Source organism: Flavobacteriales bacterium (assembly GCA_016712535.1).
In the GTDB taxonomy this organism is placed as follows: domain Bacteria; phylum Bacteroidota; class Bacteroidia; order Flavobacteriales_F; family PHOS-HE28; genus PHOS-HE28.
Genome location: JADJQW010000002.1, coordinates 371,967 through 395,711 on the forward strand (window position 1 = coordinate 371,967; position 23,745 = coordinate 395,711).

Here is a 23,745-nt window from a genome sequence, read left to right on the forward strand (position 1 = left end):
GAGCAACCATGAGAACGACCAAGAACCTATTGTCGGCCCTCGCGCTGTGCGGCGTTGGCCTTTTGCGCGCCCAGGACGGCCAGCTGTCGCAGTACGATGCGGCGCCGGTGATGCTGAACCCTGCGCTGACGGGCATGTACGAGAACGCGGAGTTCCGCATGGCATGCAACGTCCGGAGCCAGTGGAACAGCCTGGCGAGCAACTTCCTCACCACGGCCTTCGGGTATGACCTCTCGTTCCAGAGGCGCTTCGGCGTGGGGATGTCGCTGAGCAACTACAACATGGCGGGGATCATGAACAATTTCCAGTTCGGGCTCTCGGGTGCGTACAACGTTTCGGACCCCAAGGCGCACCACACCCTTTCGACAGGCGTGCATCTCGGTCTGCTGTACAAGAAGGTGAATGATCAGAACCTGCTCTGGGACTCGCAGTACAGCAACGGTTACTTCAATTCCGACCTTCCATCCGGCGAGATCACCCAGCGCGGCGCGCGCTTGATGCCCGATGTCTCCGTTGGCCTGGCTTATCGCTCGACTAATCCGCGCAGGAGCATCAATCCGTTCGTGAATGCGGCGCTCTTCCATGTCACCATGCCAGACGAGTCGATCTATCGCACGGCCAAGAGCAAGATGCCGATCCGGTATTCGGCCAACGGTGGCGTGCGCGTGAAGCTCTCAGAGGGGCTGATCCTGATCCCGCAGGGCTTGTACATGCGCCAGGGGAACGACCAGCAGATCCACGCGGGGATGATGGGCGAGTTCGCCATCGGCGGATCGGTGTACAGTGCGATCTGCGGGGCATCGTACCGCGTGAGAGACGCCATCGTGGCGCATGTGGGCCTGAAGCACAAGAACAGCGCCTACCGCTTCAGCTACGACGTGAACACATCGCCGCTGCGCTCGTATTCCCGCAGCAACGGGGCCTTCGAGTTCTCGATCATCTACTACGGCACGCACGCGGGCCGTGAGCGGCGATTGACGAGCAGCGCGTTCTGATCCCGGCCAAAGCCGGATGGCGCGTGTCCGCAGCGCCCCAGTCTATTTCAGCGTGACGCGCTTCACCACGCGCCCGGCACCGGTACTGATGCTGACGAGGTAAGGGCCCGCAGCCAGCTTGCTCACATCGAGCTGAAGGTTCGTGGCAACGCCATTGGGGCTCTCAGATAGTGCGACTCCGCCGAGCGCGTTGATGATCTCGATGCGCTCCAAGGGAGCAGCGCTGGCGTTGCTGATGTTGAGGATGCCGTTGGCAGGGTTCGGCCACAAGCTCACCTGGGCATCCATGGCTTCCTGGACCCCTGTGGGCACTTCCACCGTGAGCTGGATCACCGGGCGCCGATCGTTCATGTCGACATTGTTGAAGGTGCTGGACAGCGATGCTTGAAGGCTGGTGTTGCCGCTGGCGTAGATCCGGTCCACCACGGTCGTATTCACCCATTCGAACGCGCCGGTGGCGATGGGCGCGGCTGCCGCTGAGATGTCCCATTCCGTGAGGATCTCCAAGGAACCGCCGGTATAGGTGAACGGGGACGTGAGCGTGAAGTCGATGTAGCCCGGGCTTGCTGTGGCGGGAATGGACTGCGAGGCATTGGTGTAAACCAGCACTGCACCTGCGCTCAGGTTGGCCCAGGTCTCCGTGGCGTTCGAGTACGAAGCCGCGCTCGAGTTCTTCATGTAGATGCTGAAGACCGCAGGGCCCGCTGCCGTGCTCGCAGTGCTCTTCATCCATCCCGTGCTGAGGATCACCGTGCCCGGAACGATGCCCACGGCCGCGAGCTCATCCTGGCTATAGAGGTATGCGAAGCGGCTGTAGCGGTAGAAGAGCGTGGACGACAAGTAGATGGGCCCCACAGCATACAAAGGCGTGTTCGGTGCCCCGGTGTTGATCTCCAGCACTTGGGCGCGCGCCTGGAAGCCGCTCGCGGACAACAGGGTCAGCACGAGCAAATGGGCGAGGCTCTGACCGATTAGCGTGCGCTTCATGGTGCTTTGAACAGGAGTTGGTGGATTGACCAGTGCTGCCGCTGCGATGAGCGGTGGTAGAACAAACCTAATCGATAGGCACGAAGATGGCCTGAGCCCAACATGGGCCGAGCGGTTATCCGGAACGGAATAAAGGAAGCTTGAGCTCCCTTACCCCTTCAGCGCCTCCGCGCCGCCCACGATCTCGAGGATCTCGTTGGTGATGCTGGCCTGGCGCGCCTTGTTGTACGAGAGCTTCAGGCCTTTCAGCAGCGAGTCGGCGTTGTCGGTGGCTTTGTGCATGGCGGTCATGCGCGCACCGTGCTCAGCCGCATGGCTGTCGAGCAGCGCTTTGTAGAGCTGGATCTTCAGGCTCTTGGGGATGATCTCCTCCACGATGGTGGCGCGGTCCGGCTCCATGATATGATCGGACTTGGCTCCGCTGTTGGCCTTCTTCTCGGCGGGCAGGATCGGGAGGAACTGCTCCTCCGTGGTGATCTGCACCGCCGCGTTCTTGAACTTGTTGTAGAAGAGCACAACGCGATCATAGTTGCCATCAGCGAACTGCTTCATCAGCAATTCCGCCACCGGTGCAGCCTTGTCGAAGCTGAGGCCATCGAAGAGCGAGGCCAGGTCCGTGGGCAATGCCGCGTCGAGCAGGCCGCTGCGGCGGTAGAGGTCCATGGCCTTCTTGCCGATGGGGAGCACATGCGCTTGCTGGCCATCGGCCTGTGCACCGTTCAGGGCGGTGCGCACGAGGCGGAACACTTGCGTATTGAAGGCTCCGGCCAGGCCGCGATTGCTAACGATGGGCACCAGCAGCACCTTCTTCACCTCGCGCTGAGCGCTGTACTTGCCTTCGCTGCTGTCGAGGCTCGCGCTCACATTGCCCAGGATGGTCTGCAGCTTCTCGGCGTAGGGGCGCATGCGCACGATCGCGTCCTGAGCACGGCGCAGCTTGGCCGCGCTCACCATCTTCATGGCGGCGGTGATCTGCTTGGTGCTGTTCACCGAGACGATCCGGCTGCGTACCTCCTTCAGGCTGGGCATCTTGGGTGTAGTTGGCGAATTGGGTAGCGGCTGGCGGCGATTTGTCCATCACTGGCCGCTTGCCGCTGGCCTGTTTGCCGCTCTTTAGTTGTCGAGGCTCTTCACCAGGTCTTTGGCAACGGCTTCAAGCGTGCCGGTGATCTGATCGTTGTAATCGCCCTTCTTCAGCGCGGCCAGCACATCGCTGTGCTTGTTGCGCAGCATGGTGATATACTCGGCCTCGAACTGCTTCACGTTCTTCACGGGGATCCGGCTCAGCAGGCCTTTCGTTCCGCAGTAGATGATTGCGATCTGCTCCTCCACGCGCATGGGGCTGTTCTGGCCCTGCTTCAGGATCTCCACGTTTCGAGCGCCCTTGTCGAGCACCGCCTTGGTGGCGGCGTCGAGGTCGGATCCGAACTTCGAGAAGGCCTCCAGCTCGCGGTACTGCGCCTGGTCGAGCTTCAGGGTGCCGGCCACCTTCTTCATGCTCTTGATCTGCGCGTTGCCGCCCACGCGGCTCACGCTGATGCCCACGTTGATCGCCGGGCGCACACCGCTCAGGAAGAGGGTGCTCTCCAGGAAGATCTGGCCATCGGTGATCGAGATCACGTTGGTGGGGATGTAAGCCGAAACGTCACCGGCCTGCGTCTCGATGATAGGCAGCGCGGTAAGCGAGCCTCCGCCTTTCACCTTGCCTTTCAGCGATGCAGGCAGGTCGTTCATCTCGGAAGCAACCTTGTCGTCGGCGATCACCTTGGCGGCGCGCTCGAGCAAGCGGCTGTGCAGGTAGAACACATCACCGGGGTAAGCCTCACGACCGGGCGGGCGGCGGAGCAGCAGCGATACCTCGCGGTACGCCACGGCCTGCTTGGAGAGATCATCGTACACGATCAGCGCGGGACGGCCGGTATCACGGAAGTACTCGCCGATGGCCGCACCGGTGAAGGGGGCGTAGAACTGCATCGGCGCGGGGTCGCTGGCGTTGGCCGCCACCACCGTGGTGTAGGCCATGGCGCCGTTCTCCTCCAAGGTCTTCACCGTGCCCGCCACCGTGGAGCCTTTCTGGCCGATGGCCACATAGATGCAATAAACGGGCTTGCCGGCCTCGTAGAATTCCCGTTGGTTGATGATGGTATCGATCGCCACCGTGCTCTTGCCGGTCTGGCGGTCGCCGATGATCAACTCTCGCTGGCCGCGGCCGATGGGGATCATGGCGTCAACCGCCTTGATGCCGGTCTGCAGCGGCTCCTTCACGGGCTCGCGGTAGATCACGCCCGGCGCCCGGCGCTCGATGGGCATCTCGAAGAGCTCGCCTGCGATGGGGCCCTTGCCATCGATCGGCTCGCCCAAGGTGTTCACCACGCGGCCCACCATGCCTTCGCCGGTACTGATGCTCGCGATGCGCTTGGTGCGCTTCACGGTGTCGCCTTCCTTGATGCCCACGCTGGGGCCCAGGAGCACGGCGCCCACATTGTCCTCTTCGAGGTTCAGCACGATGCCGCGCAGTCCGCTGGGGAACTCGATGAGCTCACCGCTCTGCACGCCGCGCAGCCCGTAGATGCGGGCGATGCCGTCACCGACCTGGAGCACCGTCCCGACCTCTTCGAGTTCGGCCTCGCTGCGGAAACCGGCGAGTTCTTGTTTGAGGATCGCCGATACTTCGGCGGGTTTCACTTCGGCCATGGCCTTGTTGCTTTAGATCGCGGGGATGTACGGGTTCTTGGAGAATTCGCGGCGCAGATCGGCGAGTCGGCGGCTCACGGTGCCATCGTACTGCTCATCCCCGATGCGGATGCTCACGCCTCCGATCAGGGCGGGATCGACCTTCTCCTTCAGATCGATCGTCTTGCCAGGGTGCTGCTTCATCGCGAGGGCGATCACCTGGGCGCGGGTATCAGCATTCAGCGCAACAGCGCTGGTGACCACAGCGGTCACGATGTTCTGGTCCACCTTGAAGAGCTCGTTGAAGGCCGCGGCCACATCGGGCAAAAGCGACTCGCGGCCTTTGCGCACCAGGATGCCCATGTAGGACCTGGTGATCGGGCCCACCTTATCGTCGAAGATGCCCTTCAGGATCCGGTCCTTCGCATCGGACTTCACCACCGGGCTTTTCAGGATCACCACCAGCTCCCGGTTCTCGGCGCAGGTGCTCGCCAGCAGGCGCATATCGGCCTGCATCGCGTCAAGCTGACCCTTCTCCCGGGCCATGTCCATCAGCGAACGGGCATAACGATATGCGACCGGCGCGGGGTTCTTCATGACTTGCGCAGCTCGGCTTCGTTCATCACTTTGTCCACCAGGGATTGTTGCGCGGCGCGATCGGCGAGCTTCTCCTTGAGGATCACTTCGGCCACCTGGATGCTGAGCTCTGCGAGCTGGTTCTTCATCTCCACGATGGCGGCCTTCTTCTCGTTCTGGATATCGGCGCGGGCGCGGGACAACAGCGCTTCGGCCTCGGCTTTCGCCTTGCCCTTGGCCTCGGCGATCTCCTTGTCGCGGATGTCGCGCGCCTCCTTCAGGAGCACTTCGCGCTCTTCACGGGCGGCGCGCATGAGCTCCTCGTTCTTCGCGCCCAGCGCGGCCATCTCTTCGCGTGCGCGTTTCGCTTCATTCAAGGCATCGGCGATGCTGGCCTCACGCTCCTTCAGTCCATTGAGGATGGGCTTCCAGGCGAACTTGGCCAGGATGAAGAGCACGGTCAGGAAGGTCAGCGTCATCCAGAAGATGAGGCCGATGGAGGGCTCTACGAGGCTCGCGAGCAGCATGGGCGTGCGGGATCAGTGAGGTGAATGACTGAACAACGGAAGGCCGCTGTTTAAGCGGTCTTCAGCACGACCAGCAGGCCCACCACCATCGCGAAGAAGGCAGCACCTTCAACGAGAGCGGCAGTGAGGATCATGTTGGCGCGCAGATCGTTGATCGACTCGGGCTGGCGGGCCATGGCTTGCACGGCATCACCGCCGATGCGGCCGATGCCAACACCGGCACCAAGGGCAGCGAGACCAGCGCCGAGAGCAGCGATACCGTAACCGGTGCCGAGGTCGAGGAGGACAGAGAGGAACATGGGAACGTGGTTGTTTGTGAAGGTTCTAGTGGTGGTGCGGTTCCTCAACGGCAGCACCGATGTACATGGCGCTGAGGAAGGTGAAGACATAGGCTTGGATGAAGGCTACGAGGAGCTCGAGGCACATCATGAACACCGTGAACGCCCAGGAGCCTATGGCCACGCCATAGCCGGCGCCCGCACTGGTCTCGCCGAATACGAAGATCAGGCTGAAGAAGCTGAGCGCGATGATGTGGCCTGCCGTGATGTTGGCGAAGAGTCGGATCATGAGCACGAAGGGCTTCAGGAACATGCCCAGGATCTCCACTGGCGTGAGGATCGCGAGCACCCAGCCCGGCACGCCCGGCATGGCCAGGATGTGATGCCAGTAGTGCTTGTTGCCGTTCACCGTGACGATGATGAAGGTGATCAGGGCCAGCACGATCGTGACGGCGATGTTGCCCGTGAGGTTGGCGCCGCCAGGGAAGAAGGGGACCAGTCCCAACAGGTTGTTCAGGAAGATGAAGAAGAAGGCCGTGAGCAGATAAGGCAAGAAGCGCTCGTACTTGTGGCCGATGGCGCTCTTGGCCACATCGTCGCGCACGAACAGGATGATGGGCTCGATGAGGTTCTGCAGGCCAGTGGGCGCCTGGCCTGCGCGACGGGTGTAGGCTTTGGCCACACTGAGGAAGATGATGAGCAGGAGCGTCACGCTCACGAAGAGGCTCATCACGTTCTTGGTGATGCTGATGTCCCAAGTGGCCTTGGTGAGCTCCTCGTTGATGGTCGCGTGATGCGCGTCGGTGCCGTCAGGCGCGTCGGTGGCGGCGATGTGCCCGTCGTGCAGCAGGTAGCCGCCATAGGCCTTGTGGCCATGGTCGAAACGGCTGCTGCTGAACACGCTCAGGCCGCGCTCGCTGTTGTAAAGGATGATGGGAAGCGGCAAGCTGGTGTGGCCCCAGAGGTGCCAGCCATGCTCATCGCCGATGTGGCTCATGATGAGCGTGCCGGCGTCGAAGCCTTTCTTCTCTTCAGTGTGCTTGGCCTCTGCCTCATGGCCCATGGTGGTCACGGCCATGGCGGAGTCGGCGTGCGCATGATCGGCTTGGTCATGAACCGATTGCTCGGCCTGTACAGCGCCCGCCTCGGGGTGCCCATGCCCTTCGTGCTGCGCGGAAAGTGGGCCCATCAGCAGGGCTGCCATCAACAGGAAACTCAGGCGCAGCAAGGCTTTCAGCGACATGGATGCGGGACGGTGCCCTCTCTTTGCGGCCGCGAATGTAGGCAACCGCTTCATTCGGGAAAGCGGGGAATTGCAATCACCTGTTCCCGGTCTCCCTGAACAGGTACACCATGGATCCTGCGATACCCAGCAAGCTGCCCACCAACGTGCAGGCCGGGAAGACCCAATGCAACTGCTTGTCGAGCCACCAGCCGATTGCGGTGAAGGCCAGCACGACACCGAGCATCGTGAATCCCAGACCGGTGTAGCGCAGGTAATCGTCGTAGCCCTTGCGCGCCTTCTTCATGTCTTCGCTGGCGCTCATGCCTTGGGCAGCTTGCGCGACAGGCTGCTGAGCCGCACCGTGCTGAAGGAGAGGAAAGCCAGATAAAGCACCGCGAATGCGATGCCCGAGATCATCAGGGTCTCTTTCGGTGCGCGCAGCAGGAGCACCACGAGCACGCCGAGCGATAGGAGCATCTTGAGCATGAGACCGCCCATGAAGCGGCGGACGAAGCCTTTCGGGTCGGTGGCCATGGCGTGCTCCTGCCAGAGATGGAGCGATGCAGTGACGAGCGCGAACCACGCGAGCATGATGGCGTGAAGCGGCTCGAACGGGACCCGAAGGCCATAAAGCGCGATCCAGAGCAGAACGGCCATGGCCGCAGTGAACAGTCCGATGGGAATCAGGAAGGACCAGCGCTGAGGGGCCATGGGGGGCACCCGTGCGGGTGTCGGGAATCGAATCAACAGGGAGAATCAGCGGCCGGCTTGCGCCTGCTCTGGCCGGGGTGCGCTCTGCAAGCGGACAGGGTCCATTTCCTTCACCACGCCGCCGGCCATGCTGCAATTGCCGGTGAATACGGCTCCAGGCTCAATGGCCAGCTTCTTCGTATTGATGTCGCCTTGGAGCTTGGCGGTGGCCTTCAGGCTCAGCAGGTCCTGGCAATTGATCTTGCCCACCAACGTGCCTTCAATGTCGCTGCTCTGACAGATCACCTCTCCCTCGATCACGCCGGTTTGCCCGATGATCACACGGCCGCGGGCATTCACGGTGCCTTTCACCTTCCCATCGATGCGGATATTGCTATCGCTGTTCACCTCGCCCACAATGGAGGTGCCTTCCATGATGCTGTTGATCTTGCCTGGGCTTACGGGTTCGTTGGGCTTGCTCATGGGTGCTGGGGCGGTTTTGTCGCTGCCGAACATGGCTAATGGGCGTTGGGTGAAACGGACCGTCGCGGGCAAATATAGCCGAAGCCTCCGCTTATCCTACTGACCGTCAAGGTAGTTCTGAAGGAAGAAGGCTTGATAACCGTCCACATCCTTGGCCTTGAAGAAGGCTGCATAATTGGCCTGGCTGATGGCGAAGACCGGATAACCTTGGTCCGCGAGTCCTTGCAGCATATCCTCGTTGCCGTAAAAGAGGTTATGGTATTCAATGGCCTTGGCCTTGTCCGGAAGCGGTGCGATGAGCACCAAACGCCTTTCGGCATCGAGGATGCTCCCGGAGACCTGCAAGGGGGTGTGGCCGAAATAGGCTGCATTGAAATCCGAGACCGCCGCGCGCATGACATCCATATCGGCGCCTGACGAAGGCACCACGACCACATAGGTCTGTGGCCCGTCGTCAGCAGAGTAGGCTGTGCCTGTGGGTGCCTTGGGCTTGGGCGCCCCTCCGGTTACGCCATCCAGGCTGGCAAGCAGCTCTTCGGCGCGCGTGGCCTCTTCGGTGCCCGGGAATTCGTCCTTCACGGTGGTAAGCGCCGACCTGTACTCCGGCACATTGCGCGTGCCACCGATGGCCATGGCCTTCAGGAAGTGGTATTTCGGCCGGAAGTGGTTGTTCGGCTCTTCGAGGATTACGCGGTCGCAAGCGGTGATGGTGGGGTAATAGGACCGGTCGCGGAACATGCGGTATACATCGCGGTAGGCCTCCTCTTCCGCAGCCCGACGCTCTGCATCGGCCAGCAGCAGATTGGGATCGCGCACCAGCCGGGCGAATTCAGAGTCGGGCCATCGCTCCAGAATGATGTCCGCATAGGTCTTCGAGCCGCTGCCGCCCATCAGGTCCACCCAGCCCTCGCTTTCCTTCTTCAGGTAAATGCGGTAGAGTTGGTAATGGCTCTCTGGGGTGTATTGGCACTCCTCGAAGCGGTTGTTGAGCACCTCGAAGCTCTCGATGGCATTGTCGATGTCCTTGAGCTGCTCCTTGTAGATCATGCCGCTGGTGTACAAGGCCCCGCAGATGCGGCCATTGGAGGCTGCCACGGCCGCTTCATCCTTGGGGATGTCGCGCAGGTACGATTCGGGATCTTTCCACTCGGCCTCTTTGCCGTTTTTCCCATCCGGTCCTTCTTCCTCCTCTTCCTCCTCGGATTGCGCAAGAGCGCTGCCGCTGCGGTCCTGCCGGCGCCAATCGTCCTCGAGCTTCCGGTTGCCCCACTTCTTCTTGAAGTTGGCCATGCCCCTGCTGATCTGCTGTGGGTCGTAGAAATACCAGTTCCCGCGACCTCCCACAGCCGGCGCTGCGGGCCGATCGGCTGTGGCCTCCGGAGCTGACCGGGCCTCCTCTTCCTTGCGGCGCAGTTCCTCTTCAGCGTCCTCGCGTTTGCGGATGATGCTGCGGATCTTCTTCTGGAGCTCTTCGGGATCGAGGCCCATGAGTGCTTGCAGGCTGTCTTCACGGGCAATGATCTCGAGCTGCTCCACCAGGTCGCCGAGCACCCGCGCCCGTGTTTCCACTTCATCGAAGCGCAGGTGCTTCGGGTCCAGCAAGGCCTTGGTGCTGTCGTAGTACTGCTGTGCTGGTCGGTACAGGCGATCATCGAAGTGCACATCGGCGAGCTTCAGGAAGCTCTTCGCCTTCTGCTTGGTGTCGTTGGTGCTGGCCTTCACGCTGGTGCGCAGGTGCGCAAGCGCATCTTCCTTCTTGCGCTCCTTCAGGTCCAGCTCCGCCAAGGCGTAGTGGATCATATCGAAGTGGTCGATGTGCTTATCGTCGCGCAGCATGCCCTTGAGCATCTTGCGCAAGGCCTTGCTGTCGCCCTTGTTGTAGGCGAGCGCCTGGAAGATCTGCGCATGGAAGGCCATCTCGTAGGGAGGGCCCATCTTGGCCACGGCCGCGAACTGATCGATGGCCTTCTTCTCCTGCCCCTTGAGCTGGTAGAGTTGCGCCAGCACGAAGTCCCAGCGCACGCGCTCACGCTTGGTGCGCGCGATCGGGATAGCCCGCTCGAGGTGGAGGATGGCATCATCGACCTTGCCGCGCTTGAGTTCCAGCTCGGCATGCACGGCCGCCAGCAGCCCTTCGTCGAGATGCTTGGGCCGCTTCTTCGCGTTGCCCACATGATCCAGGGCGCTCTGGGCCTTCCCGAACTGCTCGAGCTCGATGGCAGTCCGCGCTAGCCAGATCTGCGCGTCGTATTCGCGGTTGAAGCCTTTGTATTGCCGGGTGATATGCGCGAAGCCTCGCTCGGCTTCGGAGTGGTTGCGCTTGTAGAACTGGCTGCGGGCGATCACGAACCAAGCGTCGTCGATCCACGTGTTCTTCTCCTTCCCCTTGATATCCATGCTGTGCCGCTCGATCACCAGCGAGCACTTGTCGATGCACTTCTCCAGGTCCGGAGTCGCGGCTTTGGCCTGCTGCTCACTGCCGTATATGAACAGCGGGAGCACCTTGTCGAAGTCGTCGACATGGGCGTCCTCAATGCCCATCACCGTCTCCTTCAGCTTCTCATTGGCATTGAACCAGCCGTTGTCGCGCGCGGTGAGCCGATGGTAGGTGCGGTTCACGAAGCTGTCCTTGTCCTGCTTGCAGCCGGCAAGCAAGCCGGCGGCCAACAAGAGCAGGGCGAGGGTTGCGGGATGAAGGAAGGTGCGCATCCGGCGTGGATAACTGCGAGCGGCCGAAGTTATTTCATGGCCCCCAACGCCGCGTGGGCGAACTTCGCCGAATGGCTGCTCCGGAGAACAGGCCCAACAGGAAGCTCAGGCGTGGGTTCTTGGCGCGCTTGCGCAGTAAGTACCGGCTGGTGCTCATCGATGATCGGACCTTCGCCGAGCGGCTCAGTGCACGACTCAACCTGCTGAGCGTCCTGGTGTTCACGGTGCTGGCCTTCCTGCTCTACGGTGCTTTGGTGTCGACCCTCATCGTCTTCACACCGCTCAAACGCTTCATCCCCGGATACAGCGACGAGGAGACCCGTGTTCAGGCGATCCGCTCCGCAGAGCGCGCCGACTCGCTCCAGGTGGCCCTGACTGAACAGCGGGCCTTCATCCACAACCTGCAGGCCGTGCTCACTGGCGAGCAGCCGCTTGACAGTGCGACCCTTCAGCGGCCGGCCCTGGTGCGTCAGGATCCTGCCGGATTGGGTCCCGGCGCTCCCGATAGCGCGTTGCGTGCGCGCATCCAGCGGGAAGAGCAGTACAGCTTGGTTGAGGGCCGGGGCGCAAGCGAGCGCCGCGAGCTGGCCAGCGTGTTGTTCGTGCCGCCCGTGGAGGGCGTCGTCACCAGTGCATTCGACCGGGTTAAGGGCCATTTCGGAATCGATATCGTCACCGCGCCTGATGCTGCGGTGAAGAGCTGCCTGGCGGGCACCGTGGCATTATCGAGCTGGACCACTGATGCGGGGCACGTGCTCGCCCTGCAGCACACCAACGGGTTGGTGAGCGTGTACAAGCACAACCGCGTTCTGCTCAAGAAGGCCGGCGATCGTGTGAAGCCGGGGGAGGCGATCGCCATCGTGGGCGATACCGGCGAGAACAGCTCCGGTCCCCATCTGCACTTCGAGCTCTGGCACAATGGCGATGCGGTGGACCCGGCAGCGTACATGATGTTTCAGTAGCGGAAGTGCGATCGAGATTGGAGGTTACGTCGGTTGGGGGTTGCTTCGCACCGGTCCTGTGCTTTTCCCGGTGCGCAGTGTTCGGGCCAGGGCTTTTATGCAATCATTGTCTGCCATGAGCCTCAAGTCAAGCATCGCGAAGCCTTATGCGCGCAAGGTCACCCAAGCCGTGATGCGGCGCGCGCTGGACCCGGTGGCCACGCAGCAGGCGGTTCTGAACGAGCTCGTTCGTTTCGCCGGCGATACGGCTTTCGGCCTTGAGCACCGCCTGCACCAGGTGCGCGACCATTCTTCCTTAGCGCAGGCCATCCCGCTGCGCGATTATGAAGGCTTCAGGCCGTACATCGACCGTATCCTATTCGGTGAACGCGATGTGCTCTGGCCCGGGCAGCCTCTCTACCTGTGCAAGACCAGCGGCACCACCAGCGGGGCGAAGTTCATTCCCATCACGCGCGAGAGCCTGCCCAACCACATCGGCAGCGCGCGGCGCGCCTTGCTCGCCTACATCGCGCACAGCGGCTGTTCCGATTTCGTGGATGGCAAGATGATTTTCCTGCAAGGCAGCCCGGTGCTGGACAAGAGCCGCGCTATTCCTACGGGCAGGCTCAGCGGCATCGTGGCCAATCATGTCCCGAGGTACCTGCTGAAGAACCGGCTGCCCTCGTTCACCACGAACAGCATCGCCGATTGGGAGACGAAAGTGGAGGCGATCGTGACCGAGACGATGAAGGCCGACATGCGCTTGATCAGTGGCATACCGGCCTGGGTGCAGATGTACTTCGAGCGCTTGCTGGCCCGCACGGGCAAAGCGAAGGTGAAAGAGGTCTTCCCGAATTTCTCGCTCTTCGTCTACGGCGGCGTCAATTTCGGGCCCTACCGTGCGCGCCTGGAATCGCTCATCGGCGGCAGCGTGCCCAGCATTGAATTGTTCCCCGCGAGCGAGGGCTTCATCGCGTACCAGGATATGAGCAACGAGGAGGGACTGCTGCTCGTTCTCGACAACGGCATCTATTTCGAGTTCATCCCCACCAGCGAGCTGGGCAAGCCCGCGCCCAAGCGCCTCTCCATCGCCGAGGTGGAGGTGGGCGTGAATTACGCGCTCGTGCTGCACACCAACGCTGGCCTTTGGGGGTACGAGATCGGCGACACCGTGCGCTTCGTCTCGCTCTCACCGCCGCGCATCGTCGTCACCGGCCGGACGAAGCACTTCACCAGCGCCTTCGGCGAGCATGTGATCGCTGAGGAGGTCGAGGGCGCGCTGAAGGATGCCATGGAGCAAGTGCCGTGCGAGGTGGCCGAGTTCACCGTGGCGCCGCAGCTTTCGCCGGCGGAAGGGCTCCCGCATCACGAGTGGTACATCGAATTCGCGGCGCCGCCATCGGACAGCGAGCGGTTCGCGTTGGCGATCGATTCGGCCCTGCAGAAGCGCAACCCGTACTACCGCGACCTCATCACCGGCAAGGTGCTGCGGCCTTTGGTGATCCGTTCGTTGCCGCGCGGCGCGTTCGCCGCATGGATGAAAGCACGCGGCATGAACGACGCGCAGAGCAAGGTGCCGCGATTGGCGAATGACCGGAAGTACACGGAAGGGCTGCGCTGATCACGCCAGCCTCACCCGCAGCATGCCCCCGTCCGCTTCAACCGGATAGGTCTTCAAGCCGGTCTTCGCGGGTCCTTTTTTCAAGTCCCCATTCATGTCGAATGCGCTGCCGTGCCAGCCGCATACGAGCTGACCTTCTTTCTCTTTGATCGGCCCGCCTTTGTGGGGGCAGTTCAGTTCCAGCGCGGTGTAGGTGCCATCGGAGCGCTTCGAGATCATGAGCTTGTTCGCAAGGCCGTTCGCACGCACCACAGTGCTGTTGCCATTGCCCAGCGCATCCAGCGGCACATTCAGCACGCCATCCGTTACGGTCATCGCTTTCGCCGTGGATGCACAGCCCTCCAGCGTGGCAGCTACTGGGATCAGCGCCATGGCCGCGCACGCTTGGCAGGCGCTGCGGAGGAAGTCTCTTCGTTGCATGCGTTCGGTTTTGATCGGCGGAAGTTATCGCGCTGCATGATCGGCCGGCCGCATGCCATCGGTTCCGGCGAGCTTGCGCTCCACAAGGGCTTGCGCTGCCTGCACCATGCTCTCGGCATAGCGCCCGAGCGAATCGCGCAAAGCGGCGCGCGTGGCGGCCACGTCGCTCGTGCTGCGCGTCCGGTGATCGTACAAGCGCACCGCTTCACGGTCACGGATACGGTAGCCCGAGGAGTTGATGGCGCAGATGCGGTGGTCGGAGCAGAAGTAGGCTGCTGCGTGCCCGCCGTGCATCAGGTCCTTGCCGAGCGTGTTGTCGATGTGCGGGATGCGCAGGAGACCAAGGATCGTGGCGGGCAGGTCGGCCTGGGTGCCGAAGCCGTGCATCGCATCAGGCTCCAACCAGCCCGGCGCATGCAAGAGCAGCGGCACATGGTGGTAGGCTAGTGGCACCTCGTACAGCGGGTCGAAGGCCTGACCGTGATCGCCCAGGATCACGAAGAGCGTGCTGTTGAACCAGGACCGCGTGCGCGCTTCGGCAAGGAATTCCGCGAGGGCTCGGTCGGCGTACTCGTAGATCGCTTCGTCATCATCGGCGCTCGTGGGCGCGAAGCCCGGGATGTCGCTCGGCGCCTTGCTCCACTTGTGGCTGCTCACGGTGAGCAGGCTGAGCAGGAATGGCACCTGGCCCTCGCGCGCGTACCGGTCGGCCCGGCGCAGCGCCATGCGGTAGAGCGCATGATCGGTCACGCCCCAGCTGTTGCTGGCGTCGGAATCCGGGAAGTCGTCCCTCGAGACCAGCTCCTCGAAGCCGTTCGAAGGAAGGAATCCGTTCATGTTGTCGAAGCGCGGATCGCCCGGGCTGATGAAGCAGGTGCGGTAACCGTTGTCGCGCAAGGTGCCCGGCAGTCCGTGGAAGCGCTGGGCCGTCATGCTCGGATGCATCATAGGGTGCTGCGCGCCGATCGGCGGGAGGCCATAGTGACTGCTGAAGATGCCGTTCGCGGTGTGCATGCCGCTGGAATAGAAGCGATCCATCACCACGGATGAATCCATGAGCTGCTCCAATGAAGGCATCAGCCATTTCGGATGCCCGTACCGGTGCAAGCGCTGGGCGCTTAGGCTTTCCACCAGGATGAGCACCACGTTGCGGCGCAGCGGCGGTTCATCGAAGCGCACTTCGCGCGCGATCGGAGAAGCGAAGCGCTGCGCGCCGATTCCCAGGTAGCGCCGCGCATTCGTGAGGGCTTCTTCGGCTGGCAATAGATTCACGTGATCCTGCCCGAGGCTCTCGATGAAGCTGAAGGCCGCATTGGTGCCGAGCTGGTTGAGGAAGGGCGAGTCGCTGAAGAAGGCGTCCTGAGCGATCAACGGATGCTCATCGAAATCAGCCGAGCCGCGCATGCCGAGGAAGAGCAATGCGAGCGGAAGAGGTAGCAGCGCCCAGCGGACCGGAGCTGGCGACGTGGATGCAGCCTGATGCGATAGGAAGAGGCGCCCCACGCCACGCGCCACGGTCCAAGCCAGCGCCGCGAAGAGCAGCAAGGTGCCTAGGTAGGCAGGCGTGGTCACGAGTTCAAGGAATGCCTGCGCGGGGTCATGCAACGTGATCAGCGCCGCATCGGTGATGCGCATGTTGGTATAGTCGAAATAGGGGATGTCGGCGCTGGCGAGGAAGAGCAGCAGCAGGAAGGGCAGGGTGAACGCCCAGCGCGCAAGCCTCCAGGCCCAGGGTTGCATGCCGCCTAACGCATGCGCCACCCCGAGCAGCAGTGCGGGCAATGCAAGGGTCCATGAGCAGGCGTACAGGTCGAAGAGCAGGCCGCGGTCGAACAGCGCCATCAGCACATCTGCGAGGGCTGCATCGTGCCATTGATCGCGATGCAGAAACAGCAATGTGGTGCGGAAGAGCGTGCCGGCGACCAATCCAACGACGAGGAGCTTGAACAGGAGCAGGAGGTGGCGAGGCATGCGGTCGCCAAAGATCCGATCATTGACCTTTGGCCCATGCGCGCAAGTGTGGGAAAAGACTTGAGCATCGCCGCAAGCCTCTTGCGCGATGGCGGAATCGTCGGCATCCCCACCGAAACGGTCTATGGCCTCGCTGCCAATGCCTTCGATGCGGATGCCGTGCTCAAGGTCTTTACCGCCAAGCAACGCCCCAGCTTCGATCCGTTGATCGTGCATGTGGGTCGCCGGGAAGATGTGACCCGCGTGGCGCGCGATCTGCCGCCCGGAGCGCAAGCGCTCATCGATGCTTTCTGGCCCGGCCCGCTCACCTTGGTGCTGCCCAAGCGCACCGAGGTGCCCGACATCGTCACCAGCGGATTGGGCACCGTGGGCGTGCGCATGCCGGCGCATCCGCTCACGCTTGAATTGCTCGGCACGCTCGAGTTCCCGCTCGCGGCGCCCAGCGCGAACCCTTTCGGTTACGTGAGCCCTACCACCGCGCAGCACGTGGCCGATCAGCTCGGCGACCGGATCCGGTACATCCTCGACGGGGGGGCGTGCGCGGTAGGCGTCGAATCGACCATCATCGGATGGGAGCACGACCGCTGGATCCTTTACCGGCCTGGGGGCACCGCTATTGAAGCCATCGAAGCGGTGATCGGCTCTGTGTCGCCTGCCGTGAAGCAGGTGCTGCCCGTCGCGCCCGGCATGCTCGAGAGCCACTACGCGCCGCGCAAGCCAGTGCAGGTAGGCGAGGTCAGCGAGCTCCTCGAGCTGCATCAAGGGAAGCGCATTGGCGTGATCGCATTCCATGTGGAATACCCAGTCCATCATTGCATTGGGCTTTCTGCCAGCGGCGACCTGGATGAAGCCGCGCGCACGCTCTTCTCGGCGCTGCGCGAACTGGACGCCAGCGATTGCGATGTGATACTAGCAGAGCGTTTCCCGGATGAAGGGCTGGGCCGCGCAATCAATGATCGCTTGCTGAGGGCGGCGGCGCGCTGAAGCCGTCGAAGCAGACGGCGGATACCTTTACCTGCATTCATCATCATGCGCAACTCGGGCCTCACCCTCTTATTCCTGGTTCTCACAGCTGGCTCGTTCGCGCAAGCACCGGACGCAGTTCCCAGTTTCCAGCTTTCTCTGATCAGGGCCGCATACCTGAACAAGGACTATCCGCATTCGATTGGCGCCTTGTTCATGGTAACAGCCACAGACACGGCTCACTTCCCGCCTGTGCTGAGCATGGGCATAGGCCTCGCGGTGAATGGTGACAGTGCGATTCAGCGAATCGACATTCAGAAAGACCCCCTTGGACGCGTTTCGATTGAGATTTTCGACAAGAACATCACTGAGAAGGCGCCGAACCTCTATTCCCGAATCAAGGACAAGGTTGACATGGAAGCGCATGAGCATCTGCTATTCCTGTTCATCAGGCTGCGCAACATCTCCGATGAGCCCATCAAGGAAATCGAGCTCGTGTATGGCCTGTGGGAGAAACAGGACCTGAGCGTCCGGGTCGAACAGCGCTTCAAGGCACGTCTCGCCCAATAAGCCGCACGGCTGAGGCCGTCGATCCTCCACATGCTCCGGTCGAACCGTTCGCCGCTTCCGCACAATGGAGGGCCACGAACGCCGTTCGGATCAGGTCAGCGCTTATCTTCACCCTGCACCAAACCCACCACGGCCATGAGCACTACCCTTAACGCCAAGGAACTGACGCTTGTGTACGACAGCAGCACCTCTGAGGGACGCAAGGCGCTGGCCTTTGCGTACACGCTCGCCCCGAAGGTGAACAAGCAGGATGTGAGCGAGGTGAGCCTGAGCACCACCTTCGTTCGCCAGGTCTTGAAGCAATTGAACCTGCGGCCCAAGGACCTGCTCAACCGGGCGCATCCGTATTACCAGGAGAACTTGCGCGGTCGCGACCTCGATGGCGAAGGGTGGCTGCAAGTGCTCGCGCACAATCCGGGGCTGCTCAAGGCGCCCATCGCTTTGCAGGGCGACAAAGCCGTGCTCTGCGAGCCGGCATCGCTGATCAATACGATCAACGAGGCGCAGCGGAAAGCCAGTTAGTGGAAGGGCTTCGCGATTTGCCGGCCCAGCCAGCGGAAGGGGCGAGTGATGCCGCGCTTCACTTTGCTTGCGGTTGATTCGATGAGCACGACTTCGCCCATGAAGAAGGTCCCGCTGTTCATCACGATGTCGCCAAGATCAATGTCCTTGGGCAGAACGCGCGCCTGCTTCCTTTCACCGCCGAGCACGAGCTGCAAGCACTGCGGCAATGAGCCGGATTCGATGATCGCGTGAGCGCCGTTTCCGGCCAAGCCCACGGCCTGCAATTCGATTCGATCAGGCATTCCGGTTTGCGGCACGTCGAATGCGAAACGGCCCAGCTCATCCGTGGTGCAGCTCAGCCCGAGGGATTCGATCGAGACAGCTACGCCCGCTAATGGCTTGCCTTGCGCATCCACGGCATCACCGACGATGCTCTCGCCATGGCACGCCTGTGATATCGGGAGCGGCACCTCTTGTGGCTCATGTCCGACGAAAAGCACACGCATGGCATGCTCACGGTGCGGCGGCGTTCGTCGCACCGTGAAGCGACCATCGAAACCAGTTGCACCAGCATGTTCACCGTCGCTCCACACCAAATGAGCGTAGGGCAGGGGCTCGCCTTGCGCATCGATTACCCGGCCCCTTACGGTGCTCACGTCGGTGATGGTCCAAGGGACATCACCGTAGTGGACCGGGAGTCCGCCGGTGATGACACGAACTTGATCCTTAGCACTTGAAGGAGCATTCGGTGAGCAAGTGATGCCCGTCGCATCGCTTGACCTGACCGGCAATGGGGCGATGTCTTTGGGGCTCAGCTTACGTACGGAGTTCATGACCGCAGAGTCGCTGTTCGATGCACGGTTTCCTTCATCCTCCACCACCTCGATCACGGCCATGCCCCCACGGATCGTGATGTCCTCTTGAGGCGGCAAAGGCCCATCAACCCGGACCTCATCGATGTAGTGATACCAGGATCCATCTGGCCGCACCGCGCGGAACGCAGCGCCACCAGCCAGCATCGGTTCGGCTTCTTCGGTGCGTGCTGTTTCTCGCGTTTCCACCACTCCCCGCATGAGCGCTTCCACCGGCACCGGCTGCTGGATCACGGGCTGGCCGAACGAGATCTCCCGTTCCTGCTGTGCCGCCAATTCCGGCGATACGAGCATCAGCGCTGCGCCCGTAGCTGCGGCTGCGAGCAGGTTCGGCGCTGGCTCTTCGGGCTTGCTCAGTACACGGTCCAGCTGGTCCTTGCTGAAGCGTGCGCATTTGGGCATGCCCCCTTGCTCGAAGCGCGCAATGAGCTGGGCATCGCTCAAACGGCTGAAGTCGGCCACCGTGGTGGCGCAGATGGCGCAATGCCTGCCGGTGGCCTGGGGGGTCATGGCGCTCCAGTCCTCGTGGCAGGGCGTGGGGATGCTGATGGTGAGCTTCATGGCGGGCTTTGGGTGCAGATGCACGAACGAATGGAATTGCACGATCGGTACCCGGCTACAGCGATCCGGTTCACCAGGGGCGCGAACAACGATCTTTGCGCCCCGCATGAAAAAAATCGCCATCCTCGGCTCCACAGGCTCCATCGGCACGCAAGCGCTGCAAGTGGTGCGCGAGCAGAAGGAGCACTTCGAGGTGGAGCTGCTCACCTGCGGCAATCAGGTGGACCTGCTGATCGAGCAGGCGCTGGAGTTCACCCCCAACGCGGTGGTGATCGGCGATGCCGCGCAATTGCCCCGCGTGAAGGATGCGTTGTTCCCGCGCGGCATCAAGGCGTTTGCGGGAGCCGATGCCTTGGAGCAAGCCGTGACCATGGAAGGCATCGACATCGTGCTCACCGCACTGGTCGGCTACGCAGGATTGAAGCCCACGCTCGCTGCGATCAACGCAGGCAAGCACATCGCGCTGGCGAACAAAGAGACGCTCGTGGTGGCGGGAGCGCTCGTCACCAAGGCCGCGCGCGAGAAGGCGGTGAACATCTATCCGGTGGACAGCGAGCACAGCGCCATCTTCCAATGCCTGGCCGGCGAATGGGAGAACCCGATCGAGAAGATCGTGCTCACCGCCAGCGGCGGACCGTTCCGCGGGAAGTCGCGCGAGGAGCTTGCAGCTGTGACCAAGGCGCAGGCCCTGAAGCACCCCAACTGGGACATGGGCGCCAAGATCACCATCGACAGCGCGAGCCTGATGAACAAGGGCCTCGAGGCCATCGAGGCGAAGTGGCTCTTCAACCTGAAGAAGGAGCAGATCGAGATCGTGGTGCATCCGCAGAGCATCATCCATAGCGTGGTGCAGTTCCGCGATGGCAGCATGAAGGCGCAGATGGGCCTGCCCGACATGAAGCTGCCCATCCAATACGCGCTCTCGTACCCGCAGCGTTTGGCAACGGATTGGCCGCGCTTCGATTTCACCGCGTACCCCGCGCTCACGTTCGAGCAACCCGACCTCGCCACTTTCCGCAATCTCGCGCTCGCGCTCGATGCCATGGACCGTGGCGGCAACGCCCCCTGCGTGCTCAATGCCGCCAACGAAGTGGCCGTGGAGCTCTTCCTCAAGGACGCCATCGGCTTCCTGGAGATGAGCGACCTCGTGGAGCATTGCCTTTCGCGCGTCCCATTCACCCCCGATCCTCAACTTGCCGACCTCATGGCCAGCGATGCCGAAGCCCGGCGCTTGGCGCGTGAGTCCGTCCCTTCCGCATGGAGATCCTGATCAAAGGAGCACAGCTCATCCTCAGTCTCAGCATCCTCGTCACGCTGCATGAGCTGGGCCACTACCTGCCTGCGCGCTGGTTCAAGACCCGCGTGGAGAAGTTCTACCTCTTCTTCGATCCGTGGTTCTCGCTGGCGAAGAAGAAGATCGGCGACACCGAGTTCGGCATCGGCTGGATCCCCTTCGGCGGCTACGTGAAGATCAGCGGCATGGTGGACGAGAGCATGGACAAGGCGCAGATGGCCAAGCCCGCCGAGCCGTGGGAGTTCCGCAGCAAGCCCGCGTGGCAGCGCCTCATCATCATGGTGGGCGGCGTCACCGTGAACCTGCTCTTAGGCATGCTCATCTACATCGGCATCCTCTGGGTATGGGGCCGGGACTACCTGCCGAACGAGAACGCTATCTACGGCGTGCATGTGAGCAAGAGCCTGGAGGCGCAGGGCATGCGCGATGGCGATCGCATCATCAGCGTGGACGGCAAAGCGCCGAAGTCGGTGGGCGAGGCGCAATCAGCCATCATGCTCGATGATGCGCGCGAGCTGGTGATCGGCCGCGACGGAGAGGAAGTGCGCATCAGCTTGCCGGCGGGATTCAGCCAGATGGCGGTCGATAGCGGCGAGCGCTCGCTGCTTGACGCGCGGATCCCCTTCTACCTCGACACCATCGTGCCGGGCTCGGGTGCCGCTCGCAGCGTCCTGCGGAACGGCGATCGCATCGTGTCCGTCGATGGGGTAGCCACGCCATTCTTCTTTGATTTCAAGAAGCGGATCGCCACGCGGAAGGAGGGGTTCGCCGTAGTGGGCTACGAGCGCGGCGGTCTGCGGGACATGGCCGTGGTGGGCGTTGACAAGCGCGGCACCATCGGCGTGAAGCCCAAGGCCTACGATGCCCTGGTGAAGCTCGGCTACGGCTTCAACACGGTGCATGAGGATTTCAGCTTCCTGCAATCGATTCCCGCCGGGATCAGCAGCGGCATCGAGACGCTCGGCGGTTATGTGAGCTCGCTCAAGTTCCTCTTCAGCAGATCGGGCGCGGAGCAGATCGGCGGCTTCGGCGCCATCGGCGGGCTCTTCAGCCCCACATGGGACTGGCAGGTCTTCTGGAGCATGACGGCCTTCCTCAGCATCATCCTCGCCTTCATGAACATCCTGCCCATCCCCGCGCTCGATGGCGGGCATGTGGTCTTCCTGCTCTACGAGATGGTCACCGGCCGTCCCCCGCACCAGCGCGTGCTCGAAGTAGCGCAGATGATCGGCATGGTGCTGCTGCTCGGCCTCATCCTCTTCGCCAACGGCAACGATCTGTTGAAGGCCATCTTCAATTAGTCTTTCGTGGAGCGTCACCCCGGAAGCCGACGAAGGAGGCTATCCGGGGTCTCACAAACCTCACGCACCTCGCTGCCGTATGAGCGGCCATGCCGCACGTGCTGCTGATCGAAGACGATGCCTTGGTGCGCAAGCTGCTGGAGAAGCGCTTGCATCTGGCGGGATGGGAGGTGACCGCCCTGCGCGACGGCAACGAGCTGCTCGCGCGCATCGCTGCGCATCCAGCGGACCTCATCCTCATCGACCTCGGCCTGCCCGGCGCCGATGGCCTCACCCTTGTTGAGCAATTGCGCGCGCAAGGGATTTCCGCGCCCATCCTCGTGCTCACGGCCTACGAGTTGCCGCACCTGCACGCCACCGTGCGCGGCGTGGGCGCCAACGACCTGATCCAGAAGCCCTACGACCAGGAGGAGTTGCTCGAGCGGATGCGGAGGCTCATGGCGGCGTGATCGCATGGGACTTGCGCGACCTTCGCGCATGCTCTTCACCCACGATGCCCTCATCATCGGCCAGGGCCTCGCCGGCACCGTGCTCAGCGAGACCCTCGCCTCGCGTGGCTTGCGCGTCATGGTCTTCGATGCCAGGCGGGCAGGCAGCGCGTCCCATGTGGCGGCAGGCGTGGTGAATCCCATCGTGCTGCGCCGCACCCTGCCGAGCTGGCGCGCGTCGGAAATGCTGGCCGTCGCCGGCGCGTATTACCGGGAGCTCGAGCTCGATTTAGAAGCGGACTACTGGAAGCCCCTGCCCTTCGTGGAGATCTTCCCCACGGCGCAGGAGGCCGCCATCTGGCAGCTGCGCATGCGTGATCTGGAGCACAAGCACATGCTGTCAAGCGCACCGGTGAGCGATGCAGGCCTGGAGAAGCTGCCGCATCCTTACGGTTATGGTGTCGTGTTGCGCTGCGCATGGTTGAATCTGCAGGCCATGATGGCTGATCACCGCGGGCGCTTGATCGCCAGCGGCGCCTTCGAGGAACGGATCATCCATGAGATGGACATCATCCGCAAGGCCCATGGCGTGGAAGTCCTCGGGCGCAGCGCTCCATTGCTGGTGCATTGCGGCGGGCCGTTCAACGAGGTGCCCGGATTGGTGCCTGTGCGGGGCGAAGGGCTCACGGTGCGCCTGCCCGGCCTGGGCCTGCATTGCATGGTGCATCGCGGCGCCTTCATCGTGCCCATCGGCGATGATGTCTATCGCGTGGGCTCCACGTTCGCATGGGATGATGTGTGGAGCGGACCCACCGACGAAGGGAAGCGCCATCTGATTGACCGCCTGCAGCGTTTATGGAGCGGACCGATCGAAGTGCTGGATCACTGGGCCGGCGTGCGCCCAGCGAGCAAGGACAGGCGTCCGATAATGGGCCGCATTGGCCCGCATGAAGCGGTGCTCTCCGGATTCGGTGCGCGCGGAGGACTGCTAGCCCCGTGGTGCGCGGCCCACCTGGCCGATCACTTGCTCAACGGCAAACCGCTGGATCCGGAAGTGGACGTGCAGCGCTTCACCTGAAGGCATGTGCAATCGCAGCTGCTGAGGCATCTTCAGGTCTTGCGTGTCGTGTTCCCCGCACGAACCTGAGCTTTGCGC

24 protein-coding genes are annotated in these 23,745 nt (G+C 62.5%); 10 read left to right on the forward strand and 14 right to left on the reverse strand.

Going from position 1 to position 23,745, the window contains the following annotated elements; genetic code table 11:
* Window positions 1-8: 8 nt before the first annotated feature.
* Window positions 9-995: a PorP/SprF family type IX secretion system membrane protein gene (locus IPK70_01475; protein ID MBK8225829.1), complete on the forward strand. Its 987-nt coding sequence runs from the start codon at window positions 9-11 to the stop codon at window positions 993-995.
* Window positions 996-1,037: 42 nt separating this feature from the next.
* On the opposite strand, the gene IPK70_01480 is transcribed toward IPK70_01475, so the two are convergent.
* From IPK70_01480 to IPK70_01530, 11 genes are all read right to left on the reverse strand, one after another.
* Window positions 1,038-1,982, reverse strand: a complete 945-nt coding sequence (locus tag IPK70_01480; protein MBK8225830.1) for a T9SS type A sorting domain-containing protein — start codon at window positions 1,980-1,982, stop codon at window positions 1,038-1,040.
* Window positions 1,983-2,132: 150 nt separating this feature from the next.
* Window positions 2,133-3,011 carry an ATP synthase F1 subunit gamma gene (gene atpG, locus IPK70_01485; GenBank protein MBK8225831.1) on the reverse strand — a complete coding sequence of 293 codons (879 nt, stop codon included), beginning with the start codon at window positions 3,009-3,011 and terminating at the stop codon, window positions 2,133-2,135.
* A gap of 84 nt (window positions 3,012-3,095) precedes the next feature.
* A complete protein-coding gene (locus IPK70_01490; protein MBK8225832.1) occupies window positions 3,096-4,676 on the reverse strand; it encodes a F0F1 ATP synthase subunit alpha in 1,581 nt (526 codons plus the stop codon).
* A gap of 12 nt (window positions 4,677-4,688) precedes the next feature.
* Window positions 4,689-5,207: an ATP synthase F1 subunit delta gene (gene atpH / locus IPK70_01495; protein ID MBK8225833.1), complete on the reverse strand. Its 519-nt coding sequence runs from the start codon at window positions 5,205-5,207 to the stop codon at window positions 4,689-4,691.
* A 41-nt stretch (window positions 5,208-5,248) separates the two neighbouring features.
* Complete coding sequence (gene atpF, locus IPK70_01500; GenBank protein ID MBK8225834.1) at window positions 5,249-5,758, reverse strand: F0F1 ATP synthase subunit B; 510 nt, start codon at window positions 5,756-5,758, stop codon at window positions 5,249-5,251.
* Window positions 5,759-5,808: 50 nt separating this feature from the next.
* Window positions 5,809-6,057, reverse strand: coding sequence for an ATP synthase F0 subunit C (atpE, locus tag IPK70_01505; protein MBK8225835.1), 249 nt, complete (start codon window positions 6,055-6,057; stop codon window positions 5,809-5,811).
* 25 nt (window positions 6,058-6,082) lie between these two features.
* Window positions 6,083-7,225, reverse strand: coding sequence for a F0F1 ATP synthase subunit A (atpB, locus tag IPK70_01510; GenBank protein MBK8225836.1), 1,143 nt, complete (start codon window positions 7,223-7,225; stop codon window positions 6,083-6,085).
* Window positions 7,226-7,355: 130 nt separating this feature from the next.
* Complete coding sequence (locus IPK70_01515; protein ID MBK8225837.1) at window positions 7,356-7,583, reverse strand: AtpZ/AtpI family protein; 228 nt, start codon at window positions 7,581-7,583, stop codon at window positions 7,356-7,358.
* Window positions 7,580-7,972, reverse strand: coding sequence for a hypothetical protein (locus IPK70_01520; protein MBK8225838.1), 393 nt, complete (start codon window positions 7,970-7,972; stop codon window positions 7,580-7,582). Before IPK70_01520 ends, IPK70_01515 begins: the two co-directional genes overlap by 4 nt.
* 45 nt (window positions 7,973-8,017) lie before the next feature.
* Complete coding sequence (locus tag IPK70_01525) at window positions 8,018-8,434, reverse strand: polymer-forming cytoskeletal protein (protein ID MBK8225839.1); 417 nt, start codon at window positions 8,432-8,434, stop codon at window positions 8,018-8,020.
* Between the two features lie 96 nt (window positions 8,435-8,530).
* Window positions 8,531-11,143, reverse strand: a complete 2,613-nt coding sequence (locus tag IPK70_01530; protein MBK8225840.1) for a hypothetical protein — start codon at window positions 11,141-11,143, stop codon at window positions 8,531-8,533.
* 128 nt (window positions 11,144-11,271) lie between these two features.
* On the opposite strand from IPK70_01530, the gene IPK70_01535 reads away from it, so the two are divergent.
* Window positions 11,272-12,105, forward strand: a complete 834-nt coding sequence (locus IPK70_01535; GenBank protein MBK8225841.1) for a M23 family metallopeptidase — start codon at window positions 11,272-11,274, stop codon at window positions 12,103-12,105.
* Window positions 12,106-12,220: 115 nt separating this feature from the next.
* Window positions 12,221-13,705: a GH3 auxin-responsive promoter family protein gene (locus tag IPK70_01540; GenBank protein ID MBK8225842.1), complete on the forward strand. Its 1,485-nt coding sequence runs from the start codon at window positions 12,221-12,223 to the stop codon at window positions 13,703-13,705.
* Here the strand turns inward: IPK70_01540 and IPK70_01545 are convergent, their stop codons facing one another.
* Window positions 13,706-14,125 (reverse strand): Rieske 2Fe-2S domain-containing protein, encoded by a 420-nt coding sequence (locus tag IPK70_01545; protein ID MBK8225843.1) that lies wholly within the window; start codon window positions 14,123-14,125, stop codon window positions 13,706-13,708.
* Between the two features lie 24 nt (window positions 14,126-14,149).
* On the reverse strand, window positions 14,150-16,096 hold the full coding sequence (locus IPK70_01550) for an LTA synthase family protein (GenBank protein MBK8225844.1): 1,947 nt from the start codon (window positions 16,094-16,096) through the stop codon (window positions 14,150-14,152).
* 36 nt (window positions 16,097-16,132) lie between these two features.
* On the opposite strand from IPK70_01550, the gene IPK70_01555 reads away from it, so the two are divergent.
* The 3 genes from IPK70_01555 (at window position 16,133) to IPK70_01565 (ending at window position 18,151) form a co-directional block, all read left to right on the forward strand.
* Window positions 16,133-17,080 carry a threonylcarbamoyl-AMP synthase gene (locus tag IPK70_01555; GenBank protein MBK8225845.1) on the forward strand — a complete coding sequence of 316 codons (948 nt, stop codon included), beginning with the start codon at window positions 16,133-16,135 and terminating at the stop codon, window positions 17,078-17,080.
* Window positions 17,081-17,125: 45 nt separating this feature from the next.
* Window positions 17,126-17,629: a hypothetical protein gene (locus tag IPK70_01560; protein MBK8225846.1), complete on the forward strand. Its 504-nt coding sequence runs from the start codon at window positions 17,126-17,128 to the stop codon at window positions 17,627-17,629.
* 135 nt (window positions 17,630-17,764) lie between these two features.
* Complete coding sequence (locus IPK70_01565) at window positions 17,765-18,151, forward strand: glutaredoxin (protein MBK8225847.1); 387 nt, start codon at window positions 17,765-17,767, stop codon at window positions 18,149-18,151.
* Here the strand turns inward: IPK70_01565 and IPK70_01570 are convergent.
* Window positions 18,148-19,566: a hypothetical protein gene (locus IPK70_01570; protein ID MBK8225848.1), complete on the reverse strand. Its 1,419-nt coding sequence runs from the start codon at window positions 19,564-19,566 to the stop codon at window positions 18,148-18,150. The genes IPK70_01565 and IPK70_01570 overlap by 4 nt on opposite strands.
* A 106-nt stretch (window positions 19,567-19,672) precedes the next feature.
* Here IPK70_01570 and IPK70_01575 point away from each other — a divergent pair, with 106 nt between their 5' ends.
* The 4 genes from IPK70_01575 to IPK70_01590 all read left to right on the forward strand — a co-directional run bounded on the left by IPK70_01575 (window position 19,673) and on the right by IPK70_01590 (window position 23,667).
* Window positions 19,673-20,836 carry a 1-deoxy-D-xylulose-5-phosphate reductoisomerase gene (locus IPK70_01575; GenBank protein MBK8225849.1) on the forward strand — a complete coding sequence of 388 codons (1,164 nt, stop codon included), beginning with the start codon at window positions 19,673-19,675 and terminating at the stop codon, window positions 20,834-20,836.
* Window positions 20,824-22,161: an RIP metalloprotease RseP gene (rseP, locus tag IPK70_01580; GenBank protein ID MBK8225850.1), complete on the forward strand. Its 1,338-nt coding sequence runs from the start codon at window positions 20,824-20,826 to the stop codon at window positions 22,159-22,161. The genes IPK70_01575 and rseP overlap by 13 nt, the downstream gene beginning before the upstream one ends.
* Before the next feature lie 89 nt (window positions 22,162-22,250).
* A complete protein-coding gene (locus IPK70_01585; GenBank protein MBK8225851.1) occupies window positions 22,251-22,610 on the forward strand; it encodes a response regulator transcription factor in 360 nt (119 codons plus the stop codon).
* Window positions 22,611-22,638: 28 nt separating this feature from the next.
* Window positions 22,639-23,667, forward strand: coding sequence for an FAD-binding oxidoreductase (locus IPK70_01590; protein ID MBK8225852.1), 1,029 nt, complete (start codon window positions 22,639-22,641; stop codon window positions 23,665-23,667).
* The last annotated feature ends 78 nt before the right edge of the window (window positions 23,668-23,745 follow it).